General features: G+C 72.6%; 13 protein-coding genes. 8 read left to right on the top strand and 5 right to left on the bottom strand.

The window, feature by feature from the left end; translation table 11 throughout:
• Positions 1-17: 17 nt before the first annotated feature.
• A complete protein-coding gene (locus tag ACZ561_RS24030; RefSeq protein ID WP_376439737.1) occupies positions 18-1,001 on the bottom strand; it encodes a helix-turn-helix domain-containing protein in 984 nt (327 codons plus the stop codon).
• A 231-nt stretch (positions 1,002-1,232) separates the two neighbouring features.
• On the opposite strand from ACZ561_RS24030, the gene ACZ561_RS24025 reads away from it, so the two are divergent.
• The 5 genes from ACZ561_RS24025 to ACZ561_RS24005 all read left to right on the top strand — a co-directional run bounded on the left by ACZ561_RS24025 (position 1,233) and on the right by ACZ561_RS24005 (position 10,996).
• Entirely contained in the window at positions 1,233-4,997 is a 3,765-nt protein-coding gene (locus tag ACZ561_RS24025) for a S8 family peptidase (RefSeq protein WP_470998642.1), read from the top strand.
• A gap of 108 nt (positions 4,998-5,105) precedes the next feature.
• Complete coding sequence (locus ACZ561_RS24020; protein ID WP_470998639.1) at positions 5,106-6,581, top strand: protein phosphatase 2C domain-containing protein; 1,476 nt, start codon at positions 5,106-5,108, stop codon at positions 6,579-6,581.
• Positions 6,582-6,608: 27 nt separating this feature from the next.
• Positions 6,609-8,351: a pyruvate dehydrogenase gene (locus ACZ561_RS24015; protein ID WP_470998636.1), complete on the top strand. Its 1,743-nt coding sequence runs from the start codon at positions 6,609-6,611 to the stop codon at positions 8,349-8,351.
• Positions 8,352-8,484: 133 nt separating this feature from the next.
• Positions 8,485-10,482: a calcium-binding protein gene (locus ACZ561_RS24010; protein ID WP_470998633.1), complete on the top strand. Its 1,998-nt coding sequence runs from the start codon at positions 8,485-8,487 to the stop codon at positions 10,480-10,482.
• A 94-nt stretch (positions 10,483-10,576) separates the two neighbouring features.
• On the top strand, positions 10,577-10,996 hold the full coding sequence (locus tag ACZ561_RS24005; RefSeq protein ID WP_470998630.1) for an ATP-binding protein: 420 nt from the start codon (positions 10,577-10,579) through the stop codon (positions 10,994-10,996).
• Between the two features lie 34 nt (positions 10,997-11,030).
• Here the strand turns inward: ACZ561_RS24005 and ACZ561_RS24000 are convergent, their stop codons facing one another.
• Together ACZ561_RS24000 and ACZ561_RS23995 are read right to left on the bottom strand one after the other, a co-directional pair.
• A complete protein-coding gene (locus tag ACZ561_RS24000; RefSeq protein WP_376439721.1) occupies positions 11,031-12,110 on the bottom strand; it encodes a DUF2637 domain-containing protein in 1,080 nt (359 codons plus the stop codon).
• Between the two features lie 205 nt (positions 12,111-12,315).
• Positions 12,316-13,173, bottom strand: coding sequence for a (2Fe-2S)-binding protein (locus ACZ561_RS23995; protein ID WP_470998627.1), 858 nt, complete (start codon positions 13,171-13,173; stop codon positions 12,316-12,318).
• 184 nt (positions 13,174-13,357) lie between these two features.
• Between ACZ561_RS23995 and ACZ561_RS23990 the strand changes: the two genes are divergently transcribed.
• Entirely contained in the window at positions 13,358-14,173 is an 816-nt protein-coding gene (locus ACZ561_RS23990) for a GntR family transcriptional regulator (protein ID WP_470998624.1), read from the top strand.
• Positions 14,174-14,269: 96 nt separating this feature from the next.
• Positions 14,270-15,889 carry a WD40 repeat domain-containing protein gene (locus ACZ561_RS23985; protein ID WP_470998621.1) on the top strand — a complete coding sequence of 540 codons (1,620 nt, stop codon included), beginning with the start codon at positions 14,270-14,272 and terminating at the stop codon, positions 15,887-15,889.
• A gap of 7 nt (positions 15,890-15,896) precedes the next feature.
• Here the strand turns inward: ACZ561_RS23985 and ACZ561_RS23980 are convergent, their stop codons facing one another.
• Entirely contained in the window at positions 15,897-16,685 is a 789-nt protein-coding gene (locus tag ACZ561_RS23980) for a hypothetical protein (RefSeq protein WP_470998618.1), read from the bottom strand.
• A gap of 430 nt (positions 16,686-17,115) precedes the next feature.
• Positions 17,116-18,807 carry a PucR family transcriptional regulator gene (locus tag ACZ561_RS23975; protein WP_376446741.1) on the bottom strand — a complete coding sequence of 564 codons (1,692 nt, stop codon included), beginning with the start codon at positions 18,805-18,807 and terminating at the stop codon, positions 17,116-17,118.
• Between the two features lie 308 nt (positions 18,808-19,115).
• Between ACZ561_RS23975 and ACZ561_RS23970 the strand changes: the two genes are divergently transcribed.
• Positions 19,116-19,408: FAD binding domain-containing protein (locus ACZ561_RS23970; RefSeq protein WP_470998615.1), on the top strand; the 293-nt coding region annotated here is incomplete at its 3' end.

The raw sequence follows: 19,408 nt of genomic DNA, 5'->3' as shown, positions 1-19,408 counted from the left end.
ACGCACCCGCGCGGGGGTCACCCCCGCGCCACCCACCCCTTCTCGTACGCGTGCCAGCCCAGCTGGAGCCTCGTCGTCACGCCTGTCAGCTCCATCAGGCCCTTCACCCGGCGCTGGACCGTGCGCAGGCCCAGGTCGAGCTGCTTGGCCACGCTCGCGTCCGTCATGCCCGCCAGGAGCAGTGAGAGGACCTCCAGGTCGGTCGCGTCCGGGCCCGGCACCTCCGTCTCCGTGACCTGCGCGCCCGCGCCGAGCCGCAGGGGCAGCGCGTCGCGCCAGACCGCCTCGAAGAGGCCCATCAGGGACTCCAGCAACCCGCTGGCGTGCACCACGAGGGCAGCCGGCTCCGCGCCGCGGCCGGTGAGCGGGACCATCGCCAGGGCGCGGTCCGCGACCACCAGCTTGGTGGGGACCCGGTCCACCACCCGGATCTCCTCGTCGCGGCCGAGCGCCGCCGACAGCTCGATGATCCCCGAGGGCAGGGTCAGGACCTCCCGCTCGACGACCACCCGGTAGCGCACGCCCCGCCCGGCAGCCATCTCCTCCGCGTCGTTGTCCAGGCCGCTCACCGCGATCGGCTTGCCCGTCACCAGCGCGCAGACCTCCTCCGTCGCGCCCAGCTGGAGCTGGAGGAAACGGTGGGTGACGGCGCTCGCGCCGGTCACCACCTCGACGAGGTCGTGGACGGCCGGTTCCGCCGCCTCCGCGCGGTACTCCTCCGCGAGGAGAGCCGCCGCCAGCTCGGCCTGCTCCAGCTCGTGCCGCTGCTGCGTCAGCAGGGCACCGAGCGCGACCCCCGGCGGCGCCGCGACCCACCGCCCGGTCCGCGCAGAGGACTGCGCGGCGAGCCCCTGCGACTCCAGCCGCCGCAGCGCCCGCTCGGTGTCCGTCTCGGGCAGCGCGAGGCGGTGCGCCAGGTCCGTCACCTCGGCCGCGCCCAGCGCGACGAGCGCCCGGTACGCGGACTCCTGGCGCTCGTCGAGCCCTATCGCTCCCAGCATTGCTGCCCACCCCTCGCCGGACGTCCCAGGACGTCCCGGACATTCCCGGGACGTCCACCGGACGCATTCGTTCCGTTGGCCCCCTGGCGGGAATCGGCCACGGCGCATTCCCGCCTCGCACATCATCCCTGCACCACCCTCACCTCTGCCAATGTGGCGCCACCGCAGCACCAACAGCCTCCGGGTTCGGGACCTTTGCCTGCCCTTGCCCGGAATCAGATGGGGAGAGCGATGCGCCCGATTTCGCGTACGGCCCTGGGGGCGGCGACCGCCGCCGTCCTGGCCGTCACCGCGGTCGCGCCGTCCATGGCCGCCGGGCCAGCGGACGACTCGACCGCCGATCGACCGCTGGTCGGCAGCGAGGCCCAGGCCCGCGCCGGGGAGCGGGCCGCGACCGTCACGCTGGTGACGGGTGACCGGGTCCTGGTCACCCGCGACGCGGCCGGGAACCCGGCCGCCGCCGCGCTGCCGCGCGAGGACGGGACGGTGCCCTTCGTCCAGACCCGCCGCTCGGGACAGGAGCTGTACGTCTACCCCGAGGGCGCCACCGCCGCCCTCGCCGCGGGCCGTGTCGACGAGGAGCTCTTCAACGTCACCGGCCTCATCCGGCAGGGTTACGACGACGCCGGCACCAAGACGCTCCCCCTGATCGCGGTCTACGGCTCCGACCTCGCCCGCTCCGTCCCCGCCGCCCCGCGCGGCGCCCAGCGGGGCCAGATCCTCAAGGCCGTCGACGGCGTCGCCCTCAAGGCCGACAAGAAGCAGGCCGCCACGTTCTGGGCGGACGTGAACACCCCCGCCGCCCGCTCCGCCTCCGGCCTGAAGAAGCTCTGGCTCGACCGCAAGGTCGAGGCCACCCTGGAGCGTTCGACCAAGCAGGTCCACGCGCCCGAGGCCTGGGCCGCCGGCTTCGACGGCAAGGGCACCAAGGTCGCCGTCCTCGACACCGGCGCCGACGTCGAGCACCCCGACCTCAAGGGCCGGGTCGTCGCCTCGGAGAACTTCACCGACTCCGACAGCGCCGACGACCGCCAGGGCCACGGCACCCACACCATCTCCACCGTCGGGGGCTCCGGCGCGGCGAGCGACGGCAAGAAGAAGAAGGGCGTCGCGCCCGGCGCGGAACTCCTCAACGGCAAGGTCCTCAACGACTCCGGCTCCGGCGCCACCTCCTGGATCATCGCGGGCATGGAGTGGGCCGTCGCCCAGGGCGCCGACGTCGTCTCCATGAGCCTCGGCAACCCCGCCGAGACCGACTGCACCGACCCGATGAGCATCGCCGCCGAGGAACTCGCCCAGAACGAGGGCACGTTGTTCGTCGTCGCCGCCGGCAACACCGGTCCCTCGCTCAACACGGTCTCCTCGCCCGGCTGCGCCCCGAGCGTCCTCACCGTCGGCGCCACCGACCGCGACGACTCCACCGCGTACTTCTCCAGCCGCGGCCCGACGACCCTCAGCCACACCCTCAAGCCGGAGATCGCCGCCCCCGGCGTCGGTATCTCCGCCGCCGCGGCCGGCGGCCGGGGCGTGTACGCCTACCAGGCCATGTCCGGTACGTCGATGGCCACCCCGCACGTCGCGGGCGCCGCCGCCATCGTCAAGCAGCGCCACCCCGACTGGACCGCCCAGCAGATCAAGGCCGCGCTCGTCTCGTCCGCCGCGAGCTCCGTCCCCGGCGACGTACGCGAGGTCGGTGGTGGCCGCCTCGACGTCAAGGCCGCGATCGACCAGACGGTCCTCGGCGCCGACGCCGTCCAGGGCGGCACCTTCAACTGGCCGCAGGACAACAGCGACCGCACCTCGGTCACCGTCCCGTACACCAACACCTCCGACAAGGCCGTCACCCTGACGCTCGCCGTCGAGAAGGTCACCGGCAACGACGGTTCGCGCGTCCGGTCCTCGGTCGCCCGCCTCGGCAAGCGCACGGTCACCGTCCCGGCCGGTGCGACCGTCGAGGTCCCGCTGCACCTGGACCCGACCGCCCACCTGGAGCGCGCCCAGTACGGCGACGTCACCGGCCGGGTCGTCGCCACCGGCCCCGGCGGTGTCCACGTCTCCACGCCGTTCTCGCTCTACGTCCAGCCCGAGACGGTCACCCTGCGGGTCAAGCTGATCGACCGTCAGGGCAAGCCCGCCGCCGGCGCCTCGTCGCTGGACCTCATCGGCACCGACACCGCCAGCGGTGAGCGCCGCTTCAACGAGGGCGCCACCGACCAGGTCTTCCAGGTCCGGCCCGGCAGCTACTTCCTCACCTCCTTCGTCACCACCGCCGACACCGGCGAGGGCGCCACGCTGAACGACTCGCTCAGCTACCTGGCCCGCCCGCAGATCGAGGTGAAGAAGGACACCACCGTCGTTCTCGACGCCCGCAAGGCCCACAAGCTGTCGGTGAAGACCGACAAGCCCGGTGAGCAGCGCGGCACCACCCTGGCGTTCTCCCGCTCCTGGGACGACATCTGGATGCACTCCGGCTCGGCCGCCGGTACGCGCTCGATCCGCGGCTACTACGCCTCGGTCGAAGGCCGCGCCGACGAGGGCGACTTCGAGTTCGGCAGCTACTGGCGCACCGCCGCTCCGCAGATCACCGAGCTGAAGACGAGCGACGGCACCGTCCTGCACCCGTACACGACCTCACTCGGCTCCGACAACCTCGACGGCACCGGCTCCGCCTCGCTCGTCGACGCGGGCACCGGAACCCCCGAGGAGCTGACGGCCGCCGGTGTCCAGGGTCGCGTCGCCCTGGTCCGCATCCCGGACACCTCCAACCTCGTGGCCACCGTCGCACGGAACGCCAAGGCCGCGGGCGCCGTCGCGGTCCTGGTGCACCGGACCTCGCCCGTCCGCTGGATCCCGACCGCGGGCTTCGCGGGACCTGGGCTCCCGGTCCTCGCGATCGGCTCCGCCGAGGGCGCGGCGCTCCTGACCGAGCTCTCCGTCGGTGAGGTCTCCCTCTCCTGGAAGGCCACGGCGAAGAGTCCGTACCTCTACAACCTCGCCTTCCCTGAGGCCGGTTCGATCCGCGACGACAAGACCTACCGGGTCCGGGACGGCGAGTTGGGCCGCACCGAGTCGACCTACGGCTCGATGGGTGTCGCCACCGACTTCATCGACAACGCGGCGGCCTACCGGCCCGACGGCACGTCCGTCTACTTCGGCGCCATCGAGCCGGTCCCGGCGCCCGGCACCCGGACGGAGTACTACACGCCCGGGGACACCCAGTGGGACCAGATGCTGTCCTCCAGCTTCCCGTTCGGCGAGTTCATGATCGGGTCCAAGCACGCCTACAAGGCGGGGGAGAAGCGCACGGAGCGCTGGTACGACGGCGTCGTCGCCCCGACCGCCCCGCGGGACGCGGCCGGCAACCCGGTCCTCGTCGCCGAGCGCCAGGGCAACCTGATCGGCTTCGCGAACGCCATGTGGGGCGACAGCACCCACCACGCCGAGCAGGGCTCCTTCGGCGACATCGGCAACCTCCGTCTGAGCAAGGACGGCCAGTCGATCGGCGAGACCGGATGGCCGTTCGGGGTCTTCGAAGTCCCGTCCGAGCGCGGCACGTACACGCTCGAACAGAACACCATGAAGATCGGCAGCAAGGTGTGGAACCGCTCCACATCCGTCAACTCGGTCTGGAAATTCGCCTCCCAGGCCGACGAGAGCGTCTACTCTCAAGGCATCCCGATTCTCTTCCCCCGGTACACCCTTCCGGAGGACGGACTCAAGACCCTCGCCGCGACCGACGGCCAGAAGATCGGCCTCACCGCGACGGGTCACGCGGGCTATCAGGTAGCCGCGCTCACCTCGGCCAGGCTCTCGTACTCCTATGACGGAGGAACGACCTGGACGGAGGCGCAGGTCTCGCAGCAGGGCGGTGTGTGGACCGCGACCGTGAACCACGCGGGCGCGGCCGGCAAGCCGGTCACCCTGAAGACCGAACTGACGGACGCCAACGGCAACTCCGTCACCCAGACCGTGGTCCGCGCTTACGACGTGCGCTGATCACGCCGGTCCGCCGGGCGTCCTTCCCGTGGGGGGTGGGGTCGCCCGGCGGACCTCTTTTTCGTCATGTCCCGTTTTCTGGCGGCCTGCGCGGTGGACAATAAGGGCATGACTCAGCAGGGGGACAACTGGTGGGACAAGCTCTACGACGACGCGGCACCGGACACGGCGCCGACCGCGACGGGTGACACACTCGACGACCGTTTCGACTCGGCGTCACGGGCGACGAGCCCGGGGGCGCAGCCGCCGCTCCGGGCCCCCTGGGAGCCCCTCGACGACCCGGTGTCCGGCCCCCGCGCCTTCCCGCCACCTCCGGCGCCCGCGGGGCCACCGTCCCCGGTCGCCCCGCCTCCGCCACCGCCGCCCGCCGGGCGGATGCCCGACGCGGTGCCACCTCCGCCGGAGGCCGCACCTGCACGAGAGGCGCCCGCCGCCCCACCCCCGCCGCCGGAACCCGTCGCCCCGCCCGCCGGGCCGGTGCCACCCGCGCCGGAGCAGCGCCCCGCGCCCGAGCGCCCGGAGGGGGACACCGTCCCGGACGCCGCCCGGCCGCCCGTGCCCCGTCCCCGTACCGCCCACATCGGCACCAGACCGCCCACCTACGAGTCCGAGCCCACCGCACTGCCCGCCGCCCGGCCCGACGAGCTCCTCGATCTGGTCGCCGACACCGTGCTCGACGGGGCCCGCTACGGCACCTACACCCTGCGCGCCGCCTCCCTGCGCGGCGACTCCGCCCGCTACCGCGGCGACCCCCGGAGGGACGCCCTGCTCACCGCCCGTTTCGGCCACGCCGAGGCCGCGCTCGTCCTCGTCGCCGTGGCCGGCGGCGCACGTACCGCGGACGCCGCCCACCTCGCCGCCGCCGATGCCTGCCGCTGGATCGGCGAGGCCGTCGGCCGCAGCCACGCCCGGCTCTCCGAGGACATCCGGGCCGCCCGCCGCGGCGACCTGAAGTCGGGGCTCCACCGCCTCACCGACCGCACCTTCGGCAGACTCCGCGCCCGCGCCGCCGAACTGGGCGTGGAGCCCGAGGAGTACACGGCGAGCCTGCGCTGTCTGCTCCTCTCCGCCGATCCCGACTGCCGCACCCGCGTCTTCTTCGGCATCGGCCGCGGCGGGCTGTTCCGGCTCCGCGACGGCGCCTGGCAGGACATCGAGCCGCTGATCCCGGAACCGGCCACGCTCACCGGCGCACCCGTCGTGGCGAGCGAAGCGAGATGGGGGTCCCCCCGGCCGGAGGCTGGGGGAGGCTCCCCTCCCTCGGAGACGGAGGAGGGCGACCGCCACACCATGAGACTCGGCGTCACCGGCCCCCCGGGCGCCCCCTTCGTGGAGGAACCTCTCCCGGCCCCCGCCGAACCGTTCCGCTTCCGCGCCTCCGTCGCCCGCCCCGGCGACACCCTGCTCCTCGCCTCGAACGGCCTCGCCGAGCCGATGCGCGGCGAGCCCGCCCTCGCCAAGGAGCTCGCAGCGCGCTGGACCGCGCCCGAGCCGCCCGGGCTGGCCGCGTTCCTCGCCGACATACAGCTCAGGGTGAAGGGGTACGCCGATGACCGTACAGGCGTGGCCGTCTGGGAGGCGTAACGCCTCGGCCCATGTGTTGATGGACGCATGGCCAAACAGAATGTCGCAGAACAGTTCGTCGACATCCTCGTCCGGGCGGGCGTCCGGCGGCTGTACGGAGTCGTCGGCGACAGTCTGAATCCCGTCGTCGACGCCATTCGCCGTACGCCCGACATCGACTGGATCCAGGTCCGGCACGAGGAGGTCGCCGCCTTCGCCGCCGGGGCGGAAGCGCAGATCACCGGTCGGCTGACGGCCTGCGCCGGCTCCTGCGGCCCCGGCAACCTCCACCTCATCAACGGGCTGTACGACGCCCACCGCTCGATGGCCCCGGTCCTGGCGCTCGCCTCGCACATCCCGTCGAGCGAGATCGGCCTCGGCTACTTCCAGGAGACCCACCCCGACCGGCTCTTCGCCGAATGCAGCCACTACAGCGAGCTGATCTCCAACCCGAAGCAGATGCCCCGGCTGCTGCAGACGGCCATTCAGCACGCCGTCGGACAGGGCGGAGTCAGCGTCGTCTCACTGCCCGGAGACATCGCCTCCGAGCCGGCCCCTGAGAAGGCCTGGGAGACCGCACTCGTCACCTCCCGCCCCACCGTCCGTCCAGGGGACGCCGAGATCGACGCCCTGGTGCGGATGATCGACGCGGCCGATCGGGTGACGCTGTTCTGCGGCAGCGGCACGGCCGGCGCCCATGCCGAGGTGATGCAGTTCGCCGAGCGGGTGAAGTCGCCCGTCGGGCACGCGCTGCGCGGGAAGGAGTGGATCCAGTACGACAATCCGTTCGACGTCGGCATGAGCGGGCTGCTCGGCTACGGCGCCGCCTACGAGGCGACCCACGAGTGCGACCTGCTCATCCTGCTCGGCACGGACTTCCCGTACAACGCCTTCCTGCCCGACGACGTCACGATCGTCCAGGTGGACGTCCGGCCGGAACGCCTCGGCCGCCGCTCCACGCTCGACCTCGCCGTCTGGGGTGACGTACGGGAGACCCTGCGGTGCATCACCCCGCGCGTGCGCGCCAAGACGGACCGCCGCTTCCTCGACCGGATGCTGAAGAAGCACGCCGACTCGCTCGAGGGAGTCGTCAAGGCGTACACCCGCAAGGTCGAGAAGCACAGGCCCATCCATCCCGAGTACGTCGCCTCCGTCCTGGACGAACTCGCCGACGACGACGCCGTGTTCACCGTCGACACCGGTATGTGCAACGTCTGGGCGGCCCGCTACATCTCGCCCAACGGCCGCCGCCGCATCATCGGTTCGTTCTCGCACGGCTCGATGGCCAATGCCCTGCCGCAGGCCATCGGCGCGCAGTTCACCGACCGCTCCCGCCAGGTGATCTCGATGTCGGGAGACGGTGGATTCACCATGCTGATGGGCGACTTCCTCACCCTGGTGCAGTACGACCTGCCGGTGAAGATCGTGCTTTTCAACAACTCCTCGCTCTCCATGGTGGAGTTGGAGATGCTGGTGGCCGGACTCCCTTCGTACGGGACGACCAACCACAACCCCGACTTCGCCGCGATCGCCCGCGCGGCCGGCGCCTACGGCGTCCGCGTCGAGAAGCCCAAGCAGCTCGCCGGCGCCCTCAAGGACGCCTTCAAGCACAAGGGCCCGGCGCTCGTCGACGTCGTCACCGATCCCAACGCCCTCTCCATCCCGCCGAAGATCAGCCGCGAGATGGTGTCCGGCTTCGCGCTCTCCGCCGGCAAGATCGTCCTGGACGGCGGCGTCGGTCGAATGCTCCAGATGGCCCGCTCCAACCTCCGCAACGTGCCCCGACCCTGAGGGCTCACTCCTGGGAGTGGAACCCGGGGTCCAGTGGGCGCAGCCCCGTCATGCCGTCATGCCGCGACCGGGAAGGCATCGGCCCCACAGAAAGCTGTGAGGCCCCAGGTGCCGACAGACGGAGTGGTTCTTCATGCCCCTGCATTCCCCATCGCGCCGGGCCGGGCGCATCGCCGCGGTCGGCGCCGCGGCCCTCGCGCTCCTCGTGAGCCTGCCCGGAGCGGCGACCGCCGCCCCCGGCGACCTCGACCCCACGTTCAGCGGCGACGGCAAGGTCATCACCGACACCGCCAACATCGAGGACAGCCGGGACGTGGTGATCCAGCCGGACGGCAAGATCGTCACGCTCGGCATGGGCTTCGACTTCGACGGCCCCAACGACTTCATCCTGGTGCGCTACAACCCCGACGGCACCCTGGACACGACCTTCGGTGGCGGGGACGGCATCGTCCACACCGACTTCGGCGGCTTCACCAACGACGAGGCCCACGCCCTGGCCCTGGCGGGCCCGAGCAAGATCGTCGCGGTGGGCCGCAGCGACACCGCCGACGGCAGCCGGCCCCAGCTCGCGGCGGCCCGCTACAACGCCGACGGCTCCTTGGACACCACCTTCGACGGCGACGGCAAGGTCGTCACCAGCTTCGGGGGGACCGTCCCCACCATCGGTCACGCGGTGCTGATGGGGACCGACGACAACATCCTCATCGGCGGTTCCTACGGCGGCGACGCCATGGTGACCCGCCTCACCCCCTCCGGCGGCCTGGACACCTTCGGCGACGACAACTCGGGCAAGGCCGTCTTCCCCTTCGAGGGCGGCGACTCCGCGATCCACTCCCTGGCCGTGTACGGCGGCGGAACGATCATCGCGGGCGGCTCCAGCCCTGCCGGATTCGGTCTGGTACGCCTCTACATGGAGTTCGGCGGGCGGGACGCGACCTTCGGAGACAACGGTCAGGTGGCGACCCCGTTCGGCACCGCGGTCGAGGGCGTGGAGCTCGCGGCCGGCGGCAAGATCGTCGCCGCCGGCTCCCACGGGACCGGTGTCGGCTCCCAGTTCGGCGTGGCCCGTTACGACGGGAACGGTGACCTGGATCCGACCTTCGGCGGCGACGGCACGGTGACCACCGGCTTCGGAGGCAACGGCGCCGCGGGGCACGACATGGCGCTCCAGGACGACGACAAGATCGTCGTCGTGGGCGTCGCCAACGGCGACTTCGCACTCGCCCGGTTCGCCACGGACGGTTCCCTGGACACCGACTTCGGCGGCGACGGGCGGGTGACCACCGACTTCGAGGGCAACTGGGACGAGGGCCGCGCGGTGGCCCTGCAGACCGACGGCAGGATCGTCGTCGCCGGCAACGGCAGCGACAACCACGCGGTGGCCCGCTACTCGGTCACCGGCACACCCCAGCCGCCCACCGTGGACCTGGCGGTCACCAAGACCGGGACCGGACCCTCGACTGTCAGCATCGGCGACCAGGCCACGTACACGGTCCGGGTGACCAACAGGAGCACCACCGCCACCGCCACCGGGGTCTCCGTCTCCGACACCCTCACCGGAGCCTCCGGCACCCTCCTGTCGGCCACGCCCAGCCAGGGCGGCCCCTGCACGGTGAACGCCACCACCATGAGCTGCGGCCTGGGCACCATCGCCCCGGGCGCCTTCGCCACCGTCACGGTGGTCGCCGAACCCCGGGCCACCGGCACCCTGACCGACCGGGTGACGACCGCGGCGGCCGAGGCCGATCCGGTCCCGGCGAACAACACCGCCACCGCGACCACCTCGGTGAACAATTCCCGCGGCTGCACGATCATCGGCAGGAGCACCGGCGAAACGCTCAACGGCACCTTCGGCAACGACGTGATCTGCGCACTCAGCGGCAACGACACCGTCAACGGAGGCGGCGGCAACGACACGGTCCACGCCGGTCCCGGCAACGACGTGGTCAACGGCGGCAACGGCGGCGACCGGCTGATCGGCCAGAGCGGCAACGACCGCCTCAACGGCGACTCGGGCAACGACAACCTCGACACCCGGGACGGCGTCACCGGCAATGACCAGGCGTTCGGTGGCCTCGGCTTCGACACCTGCACGACCGACGCGGGCGACACCCGCAACAGCTGCCCGTAGGCGCGATGTCCGTTCGGTGACGCTCCGGCATGAATGCGGGACGGTCGGTGGGGCATGCATCCCCGTGAGCCTGTTCGAGGAGAGTCGTTCCGATATGTGGGTGGGGGTTATGGCCGGGGAGGCGAGACAGCCGACTCAACTGCTCAGGAAGGTGGGATGCGCGGATCTCACCGCGGTACCGGAGGTGCGTCATGCGTTACGAGCGATGCTGCGGAAGTGGGGCGGGCCGGGGGCCTCCGACGTGGCGGAGTTGCTCACCAGCGAGCTGGTCACCAATGCGCTGATCCACACGGACCACGGCGCGGTCGTCACCGCGACCGTTGTCCCCGACAGTCTCCGGGTCGAAGTGCGCGACTTCGTCCCCGGACTGCCCGAGCCATGGGTACCGGTCGCCGACGACGGTACCCATGGGCGGGGCCTCGTCCTGGTCCGAGAGCTCGCCGACTCCTGGGGAGTCGAGGACCACGGCGTGGGCAAGGTGGTGTGGTTCGAACTGAACGGCGGGGCCGCCTGACAGCCGGCCCCGCCGTTCGTGTGTGCTCCCGATCTCAGCCGAACTGCTGCTCGAGGTCCTTGAGTTTGCGCTCCAGGGAGTCGAGCCGTGGCAGCGTCTGGGTGTCGTCCTCGGCGGTGAGATCCACCGTCCGCGGCTCAGTACCCTTCACGGCCTGGAGGGAGGGCCGGTGTCGAAGCGGCAGCTGTCCGGGGTCCGCTATGGCCGGCTCCGCGACGGGCGTCCCCGTGGACGTCGTCGCGGAGCCCGCCGATCCCATGGAGCCCGTGCCGGAGGTCAGGGCCGGCAGCTCGACCTGACGGCCACCGCCCCGGCCGAGCCCGAAGGCCCGGTGCTGTCGGTTGATCGCCTTGAGTCTGGCCCGGCCGAGTTTCTCCTGCTCGCGCCGACGCAGTCGGTTCTGCTGTTTCTCCCGCCGGTCCTCACGGACCTCGTCGACCGCCTCGTCCAGCGACGACACGCCTTCGAGCAGCATCAGCGACCAGGCGCCGAAGGTCTCCCTGGGCGCCCTCAGCCACCGTACGACCCGGATCTGCGGCAGCGGGCGGGGCACCAGGCCCTGCTCGCGCAGCGCCGCACGGCGGGTCTGCTTGAGGGCCCGGTCGAAGAGGACCGCAGCCGAGAGGGACATGCCCGCGAAGAACTGCGGGGCGCCCGCGTGGCCCAGTCCCCGGGGGGCGTGGACCCAGTTGAACCAGGCCGCCGCGCCCGCGAACGTCCACACGAGGAGGCGCGAGCCGAGCGCCGCGTCACCGTGGCTGGCTTCGCGGACCGCGAGGACCGAGCAGAACATCGCCGCGCCGTCGAGGCCGAAGGGGACGAGGTACTCCCAGCCCCCGGTGAGATTGAGGTTCTGCCGGCCGAAGCCGACGAGCCCGTGGAAGGAGAGTGCGGCGGCGACCGCCGCACAGCAGAAGAGCAGCACGTAGGAGGCGGTTCCGTAGATCGCTTCCTTGCGTCTGCGGCGTTCCTCGCTGCGCTCCCAGGAGTCCTCGGCCGCGGCCTGGTCACCGGCGCGCTTGCCGCGCGCGAGCACCGCCACCGCCGTCAGGACTCCGGCCACCATGACGCCACCCGGAAGCAGCCAGTCCAGCGATATGTCGGTCAGTCTCATGCGGTGTCCCTTGCATCGCAGTAGGGCCTTTCGGCGGCCCATACTGGCCGACCTCGGAGGGCCCACAAGGGTTTTCGCGGCAAGAGCACGCCATTGGGACCGCACGGCATACGAATAGGTGCCATCTGGTCGAACGGCCGCACGTAGCAAGGGAGTTGCGTTCGATTTACGCCACCCGTGCGGGTGGCGTAATCCCACGGGAGTGTCAGGCGGTCTCCGCGAGCCGACGGACCCGATCGGCGTCGCAGGTGCGCGGACACGTCATGCAGGTGTCCTCGGGGCGCAGGGTGTAGAAGAAGCAGCACGTCGCCCGGTCCCGGGTGGAGCGGGTCGTTCCGTCGGCGTCCACGGAGCCGGCGAGCTCGCGGAAGCCGGCGGCGCCCGCGTACGGCTTGGCCGTGCCGGGCATCAACAGCTCCAGCTCGCGCATCCCCCGCTCCTCCTCGCCGAGCAGCGCCGCGATGTACCAGAGGCCCTCGACGATCTCGTCCGTCGCCATGCCCCACAGTGCCCGCCTGCCGCGCCGCATCCGCGGTCCGAAGCCGGCCAGGATGGACTCGAAGTGTTCGGCGAGCGAGGTCCGGACCTCGGCACGCAGCGCCTCCTCGTCCGGGACGACCCGGGCGCCGGGCAGGGTGGCGGCGGGGTCGCCGGGCAGACAGGCGAACTCCTCGACGCGGACGGTCATGCGCCCCAGGGCCCGCTGGAAGGCGACGTTCCGAACGGGCATCCGGGGAACCCGGCGGTGCAGGAACCAGGGGACCGTGACCAGGAGGCAGGCCGGCCAGGCGTACCGGTGCAGTCCGAAGCTGGCGACCACGTCGGGGCGGGCCTGCTGCCCGTAGTCGCGCAGCACCTGGGCGTTGTCCCAGGCGAGGAAGGCGTCGAGCGCGGCGCCGCCGGCCGCCAGTTCGTCCGCGCCGACCCAGCCGCCGCCGCTGGGCGCACTCTCGGCCTGGTCCAGCTCCTCTATCCGCAGGCCGGAGAACACCTCGCCGAGGCGGGCGTACGAAGCCGCGACAGGCGAGGTGAAGGGGGCGGGGAGCAGGGCGGGGACGGCCATACGGGACCACCGAATCGCGATCGTTAGCAGGTTAGCCTTACCTTACCCGACGCGATCGAGGTTTGCCCCTACCGTCCAGCGGGCAAGCCCCCGGACCCCCCGATGCGGTCCTGTCTCGCATATGGTGCACAGGGGGCACCGGTATCGCGAGCCGGGCCCCGCACGACCCCGCAGGAGGACCCGGGTGGAGCAGGGCGGAGCGCGCGAGCGGGCGCGACAGGAGCCGTACCCTCCGTTCGGCGACGCCGTACGGGTCCCCGGGCAGGTGCGCGGCGGCATGTCCGCCCCCCCGGCGCATCCCTCGGAGGCGCCCACCGCGCAGGCCCGCGGAGAGCACACCCACAGCGAGCCCCCCGCCCCCGGACTCGTCCCCCGTCCCGTCCGGCGCCACTCCGTGCGCGGGCAGATCCTCCAAGCCCTGCGCACCGCCCTCGTCGGCGGCGAACTGGTCCCCGGCGAGGTCTACTCCGCCCCCGTCCTCGCCGAACGCTTCGGTGTATCGGCGACCCCCGTGCGTGAGGCGATGCAGCAGCTGGCGACCGAAGGCGCCGTCGAAGTCGTGCCGAACCGCGGCTTCCGCGTCACCGAACGCACCCCGCGCGAACTCGCCGAACTCGCCGAGGTCCGCGCGCTCATCGAGATCCCGGTCATGCTGCGCCTGGCCCGTACGGTCCCGGCCGCCCGCTGGGCCGAACTCCGTCCCCTCGCCGAGGCCACCTCGGCCGCCGCTGCCCGAGGCGACCGTGCCCACTACGCCGAGACCGACCGCGCCTTCCACCGCGCGGTCCTCTCCCTGGCCGGCAACGAGCAACTCCTCGCCGTCGCCGACGACCTCCACCGCCGCTCCCAGTGGCCCCTGATGAGCGCCCCGGCGACCCGCCACGGCGAACTGGTCGCGGACGCGGCGGAACACACCGCCCTTCTCGACGCGCTCATCGCCCAAGATCTCACCGTCGTGCAGTCACTCGTACGGGAGCACTTCACCGGATCGCAGGGCTGACGACTAAGGTCGTTGCCGTCAGCCCGCTCGCACAGCGCCGTCCGTGAGGTGTCCCATGCCGTCCGCGACTCCGTTCCCGGCATGGGGATGGTGCCCGTGACCGGATCCGCCCGCGGGGAGCGCCCCGCCGCCGGTACGGAGGCCCAGGCGACGGCCCTGCTCGGCTGGCTCACCGACCCGGACGCGCCCCGGCTCTGTCTGGTCACCGGTGACGCTCGCCGGGGCAAGTCCGCGCTGCTCTCCTGGCTCGCCGCGCACGGCGCCCGAACCGGGGCCCGCCGCAGGCGTTCGACGCGCGAACTGATCCCGCTCGCCGGGCAGAGCGCGCTCGGCACGGCCTGGACGATCGCGAACCGCCTCGGTGTCGTCGCCAGGACACCCGGCGAACTGGTTCAGGTCCTCGCCACCACCGAAGCCCGCCGCGCCGTCCTCGTCCTGACGGACCTGCACCGAGCGGCGGAGCCGGAGGCGGTCGCCGAACTGCTCGGTGAGCTCTCGGAGTTGGGCCGGGTCCGGCTCGTCGTCGAGGTCCGCACGAGCACCCCCGCCCACACCGTCCTCGCCGCCCGCCGCGCCACGTCGGTGGATGTGCCCGAGCCGGCCGGAACGGACGCCGCCGCGGGGCGGCGGCAGGCGGGCCGGGCGGCGGAGAGGTTCGCCGGCGCGGCGGTCGATCTCGCCGATCCCGTCGCTGTCTGCGAGGCCGACCCGCTGCTCGTCACCGCCGGCTACACCAGCGGCTCCGGCGACGACCACGGCGGACTGCGGTCCGCCTGGCTGCGCGCCGGACAGTCGCTCTGCCGCGACCAGGAACCCGCGGACCGCGCCCTGGTGCTCCTCGGCGCGCTCGGCGACGGCGCCGACCCCCGGCTCCGGCCCGCCCTGCGGCACCTCGCCGCCGACGCGCCGTGGCGCGTGCGGTGGACCCGGGTACGGGGAGATCTGACCCCGCCCTGGCCGGGACCCGTCACCGCGCTCGGAACGATCGGCGACCGCCTCCTCGTCGCGGGACCCACCGACGCCGTGCACCTGCTGCGCACGTCCGACGCGACCCTCGCGGGCCAGACCTTCGCCAGCCCCGCCCGGCGCATCAAGACGCTCGCCCCCGCGCCGGACGGCACCCTCCTGCTCCTGGACGAGCGGGGCCGACTGCACACGGTGCGCGGGCTGCCCGGGCCTCGCCCGCCGTACCTGGAGCGGCTGACCGCGGCCGTCGCGGCGACCCTCACCCGGCACCCCGGCACGGCGCTCGCGGCGATCAGCGGGTCCGTGGTGGTGGGTGACCGGCTCGGATCCGTGCACGCCTTCGGCCTGACGGGCATTCACCAGGCCGCGCTGCACAGCGGGCGCGTCACGGCGGTCACCGCGGTCGAGGCACCGCCCACACCCTTCCTGTGCAGTGGCGGCCTCGACGGCACGGTCCGCCTCTGGACCCCCGGCCAGGACCCGCACCCCGAGCCCCTGGCCGAACGCCCCTGCCCGGTCGTGGCGTTGCACGCCGCGCCGACCCCCGAAGGCCCGTCGCTCGCGATCGCCTGGGCCGACGGCCTGATCGAACTCCACCACCTCGACACGAAGCAGCGCCTGTCCTTCCGCCCGGGGCCACCCGTCCGTGCGGTGGTGGTCACCCCGGACGGGGGAGTGGTCGCGGGCATGGACGAGGCGCTCCTCCGGCTGGACGAAGGGCCCCGTGCCGCTCTCCGTCAGGGGATATGACGCTCCCTCATGTCGCGGGCTGGGGCGACAGTTGGGCCGAGAGCCAGGTCGGCACTCCGCCCAGGAGCCGGAACAGCCGCCCCGCCTCAGCCCGCAGACGGCCCGCCTCCGGCTCCGTCTCCGTGTCCGCGAGGGCGGTCAGGGCCGGAGCGGTGCCCACCAAGAAGCCGAGCTCCTCGCGGATCCGCAGCGACTCGGCGAAGCCGTGCCGCGCCTCCGCCAACTCGCCCTCGCGCAGGGCGATTCCGGCCAGATGGCGCCAGGTCGAGGAGAGCAGCAGGGTGTCGCCCCGGTCCGTCGCACCCGCGTGCGCCCGACGGAACGCGGCCCTGGCGGCCTGGGGCGAGTCGCCGAGGTTCTGCGCGATCAGCCCGCGCCGGAAGTCCAGCAGCGGACGCCCGTCGGCCGAGGGGCCGATCAGCGCCGCCGCCCGGCCGAGCGCCGCGGTGGCCTCGTCGGCCCGGTCCCGCACCCCGAGCAGCGTCGACGCGTAGGCGAGATAACCGCGTTCGCACGCGGCCGCCCCGCGCTCCTCGTCGCTCTGCGCGACCGCCTCGGCCGCTCGTAGCGCCTCCTCCGCCTCGGCCCAGCCCCTCTCGGTGTACAGGCAGCGCTCGATCAGCAGGGCCGCCCGTTCCAGGGCCGCCGCCGGTTCGGTCGCGCGTGGTGCGAGCAGAGCGGCCGCGTCAGTCCAACAGCCGCGTGAGCGGAGTCGCCATATGGCGGTCTCCATGGGCGTCTTCCTGCCGTAGGCAGAGGACGGATCGTCGCCACCCGTCGTTTCGGAACCAGACATGGCGGTGTCCGCCACATTGCCCTCCCCGAGCGCGCCATTGAGCTGTTGAGTAGGCCCGCATCTCAACACGAACGGGTGCGCCGGGCCAAGGGGTCAGGTGAATCAATTCACAAGAGCCTCCTGCGTACCGGTATACGGACGGCGTCGCCCGGTCGCGCTCAGCGACCGATCCGACGGGCCTGGGCTCCGTCGCGCCGCACGATCGGGGCGGGACGCCCGCCGTCGTCGAGCGGGGGCGTCACCTTCGGTACCGTCAGTTCCCCGGTTCCCCCGAAGAGATGAATCTCCTCGGATCGGTCGACCGCGTTGGGCCGAGCGGGTGGTTCGACCGACGTTCCCCCGGGCGGGGGAGGCCGGCCCCCGAACGCAGAGCGGGTCGGGAGGGTCCCTTCCAGGACCTCCCGACCCGCTCCCCGTTGCCTTCCGCGCCCTACGACATCCGCAGGGCCAGGAAGAAGTCGAGCTTGTCCTCCAGACGCGACAGGTCGCGGCCCGTCAGTTGCTCGATCCGACCCACCCGGTAGCGCAGGGTGTTCACATGCAGGTGGAGACGGGTCGCGCAGCGGGTCCAGGAGCCGTCGCAGTCGAGGAAGGCCTCCAGCGTGGGGATGAGCTCGGCGCGGTGGCGGCGGTCGTAGTCGCGCAGCGGGTCGAGCAGCCGGGCCGTGAAGGCGCGGCGGACGTCGTCCGGGACGAACGGGAGGAGCAGGACGTGGGAGGCCAGCTCGTGGTGGCCCGCGGCGCACACGCGTCCCGGGCGGGCGGCGGCGACGCGGCGGGCGTGGCGCGCCTCCTCCAGGGCGCCGCGCAGGCCCTCGGCCGAGTGGACCGCCGCGCTGACGCCCAGGGTGAGGCGGCCGTCGTCGGCGAGACCCGACGAGAGCGGGTCCCGTACCGCCGCGAGCAGCGCGTCGGCGTGCAGCCCGATGCTGGTGGTGCCCTCGTCCTCACTGTCCGGCAGGGGCCCGGCGGGCAGCGGGACCAGGGCGATGGCCTCGTCGCCGTGGTGGGCGACGGCGATCCGGTCGGCGGAGTCGGCGCCCACCGTCGCGGGGTCGACGAGGATCTCCTCCAGGAGCGCCTGGGCCACCGGGCCGGTCTCCACGGCGCCCGTCCCGCCCTCCGCGTCCCATTCCACGCGGGCGACGACGACCTGCCAGTGTGGTGCGGTCCCGAGGCCCGGCAGCAGCACCGGGGCGGCGACCCGCAGGCGGGCGGCGATCTCGGCGGGCGCGGCGCCCGTCTGGACCAGCTCCAGGACCTCCTGCGCGAGCCGGCGCCGTACGGTGCGCGCCGCGTCCCGCCGGTCCCGCTCGACGGCGATGAGCTGGGTGACGCCCTGGAGCAGGTCCAGCCGGGCCGCCGGCCAGTCGCCCGCGTCGGCCTCGACGGCGAGCAGCCAGTCGGACAGGACGGTCTCCCGTACGTCCCTGGAGGCGGGAGGGGCCCCGCGCCCGGTGTTGCGGATCGGGAAGAGCGAGTAGGTGGCTCCGGCGACGCTCAGACGGTGCGGCCCACGCCGCCCGGTCCGGGTGGCGGCCAGGTGCTCGCCGGCCAGCGTGGCCGCGAGACCGGCGTCCAGCGGCTCCCCCGCGCCCGCGATCTGGCGGCCGGTGGGGGAGAGGACCCAGGCCCGCAGGTCGAGGTCGGAGCCGAGCAGGTCGAGGACGACCTCGGGCCCGCCGCCCGCCGGACCGGAGGTCATCAGGCGCCTGTGGCGGTCCACGACCGCCGCCAGGTCACCGGCCCGCTCCCCGGAGACCTGTCGAACAACATGTTCGGTGATCGTCGCGAATGCAACGGACTCGTTCACCGCGAACAGCGGCAGCCGATGGCGCAAACACGCCTGTACGAGATCGTCGGGGATGTCGCCGAGTTCCGCCTCGCCCGCGGCCAGCGCCGCCACCCCGGCGGACGCCAGGATCCGGACGAAGGGCTCGGCGTCCTCCGGCTCCCGCAGCCAGGCGAGGCCGGTGAGGACCAGCTCCCCGCCGGACAGGTACCGGCTGGGGTCCTTCAGGTCCGTCGTCATCACGCCACGGACGGTGCGGTCCAGCTCGTCCTCACCACCGAGCAGGCGCAGCCCCAGCGCGTCGGTTTCCAGCAGTGCGCGCAGCCGCATCTCGTCGCCGCCGTTCCTTTTCGTCAGTCACTCGTCTGTCGCGTTGTCATCGGCGGCTGGTGCCACCGTTTCCAGGGGAAAACGGCGAGGTTAGTGAGCCCCGCCTTTCGTTCGAATCTACAAGACGAACCGGGACACCAGCCAACTCCTTCATGTTTTCGGTGACTGCACCCCAGCCAGCCGGGCTTGTGTACTAGGCCACACATCGCGTTAACAGCACGTGAACATGAATTCGAAGTCGAGGGCCGGTCATCCCCAGGCCCATGAGACCGACCCCCGATCACTAGAAGCACAAGAAGAGAGCCACCATGGACTTCCTTCGCCCCGCCAGCTGGGAGGAGGCGCTCGCCGCCAAGGCAGAGCACCCCACGGCAGTGCCCATCGCGGGTGGCACCGACGTCATGGTCGAGATCAACTTCGACCACCGGCGACCCGAGTACCTCCTGGACCTGAACCGTATCGAGCTGCTCCGCGAGTGGGAGATCGGCGAGGAGAACGTCCGCCTCGGCGCGTCCGTTCCGTACACCCGGATCATGGAGAACCTGCGGGCCGAGCTGCCGGGCCTCGCGCTCGCCTCGCACACCGTGGCCTCCCCGCAGAT

Source organism: Streptomyces sp. NPDC039609 (assembly GCF_055596705.1).
The sequence above is the reverse complement of the archived record's forward strand: the minus strand, read 5'-3'. Positions and strand labels throughout refer to the sequence as shown.

What these genes read in the sequence shown, in the direction of transcription:
- ACZ561_RS24010 (WP_470998633.1), top strand. Translation starts at nt 8,485, where the DNA reads ATGCCCCTGCATTCCCCATCGCGCCGGGCCGGGCGCATCGCCGCGGTC.
- ACZ561_RS24015 (WP_470998636.1), top strand. Translation starts at nt 6,609, where the DNA reads ATGGCCAAACAGAATGTCGCAGAACAGTTCGTCGACATCCTCGTCCGG.
- ACZ561_RS24020 (WP_470998639.1), top strand. Translation starts at nt 5,106, where the DNA reads ATGACTCAGCAGGGGGACAACTGGTGGGACAAGCTCTACGACGACGCG.
- ACZ561_RS23975 (WP_376446741.1), bottom strand. Translation starts at nt 18,807, where the DNA reads ATGCGGCTGCGCGCACTGCTGGAAACCGACGCGCTGGGGCTGCGCCTG.
- ACZ561_RS24030 (WP_376439737.1), bottom strand. Translation starts at nt 1,001, where the DNA reads ATGCTGGGAGCGATAGGGCTCGACGAGCGCCAGGAGTCCGCGTACCGG.
- ACZ561_RS23995 (WP_470998627.1), bottom strand. Translation starts at nt 13,173, where the DNA reads ATGGCCGTCCCCGCCCTGCTCCCCGCCCCCTTCACCTCGCCTGTCGCG.
- ACZ561_RS23980 (WP_470998618.1), bottom strand. Translation starts at nt 16,685, where the DNA reads ATGTCTGGTTCCGAAACGACGGGTGGCGACGATCCGTCCTCTGCCTAC.
- ACZ561_RS24005 (WP_470998630.1), top strand. Translation starts at nt 10,577, where the DNA reads ATGTGGGTGGGGGTTATGGCCGGGGAGGCGAGACAGCCGACTCAACTG.
- ACZ561_RS24025 (WP_470998642.1), top strand. Translation starts at nt 1,233, where the DNA reads ATGCGCCCGATTTCGCGTACGGCCCTGGGGGCGGCGACCGCCGCCGTC.
- ACZ561_RS24000 (WP_376439721.1), bottom strand. Translation starts at nt 12,110, where the DNA reads ATGAGACTGACCGACATATCGCTGGACTGGCTGCTTCCGGGTGGCGTC.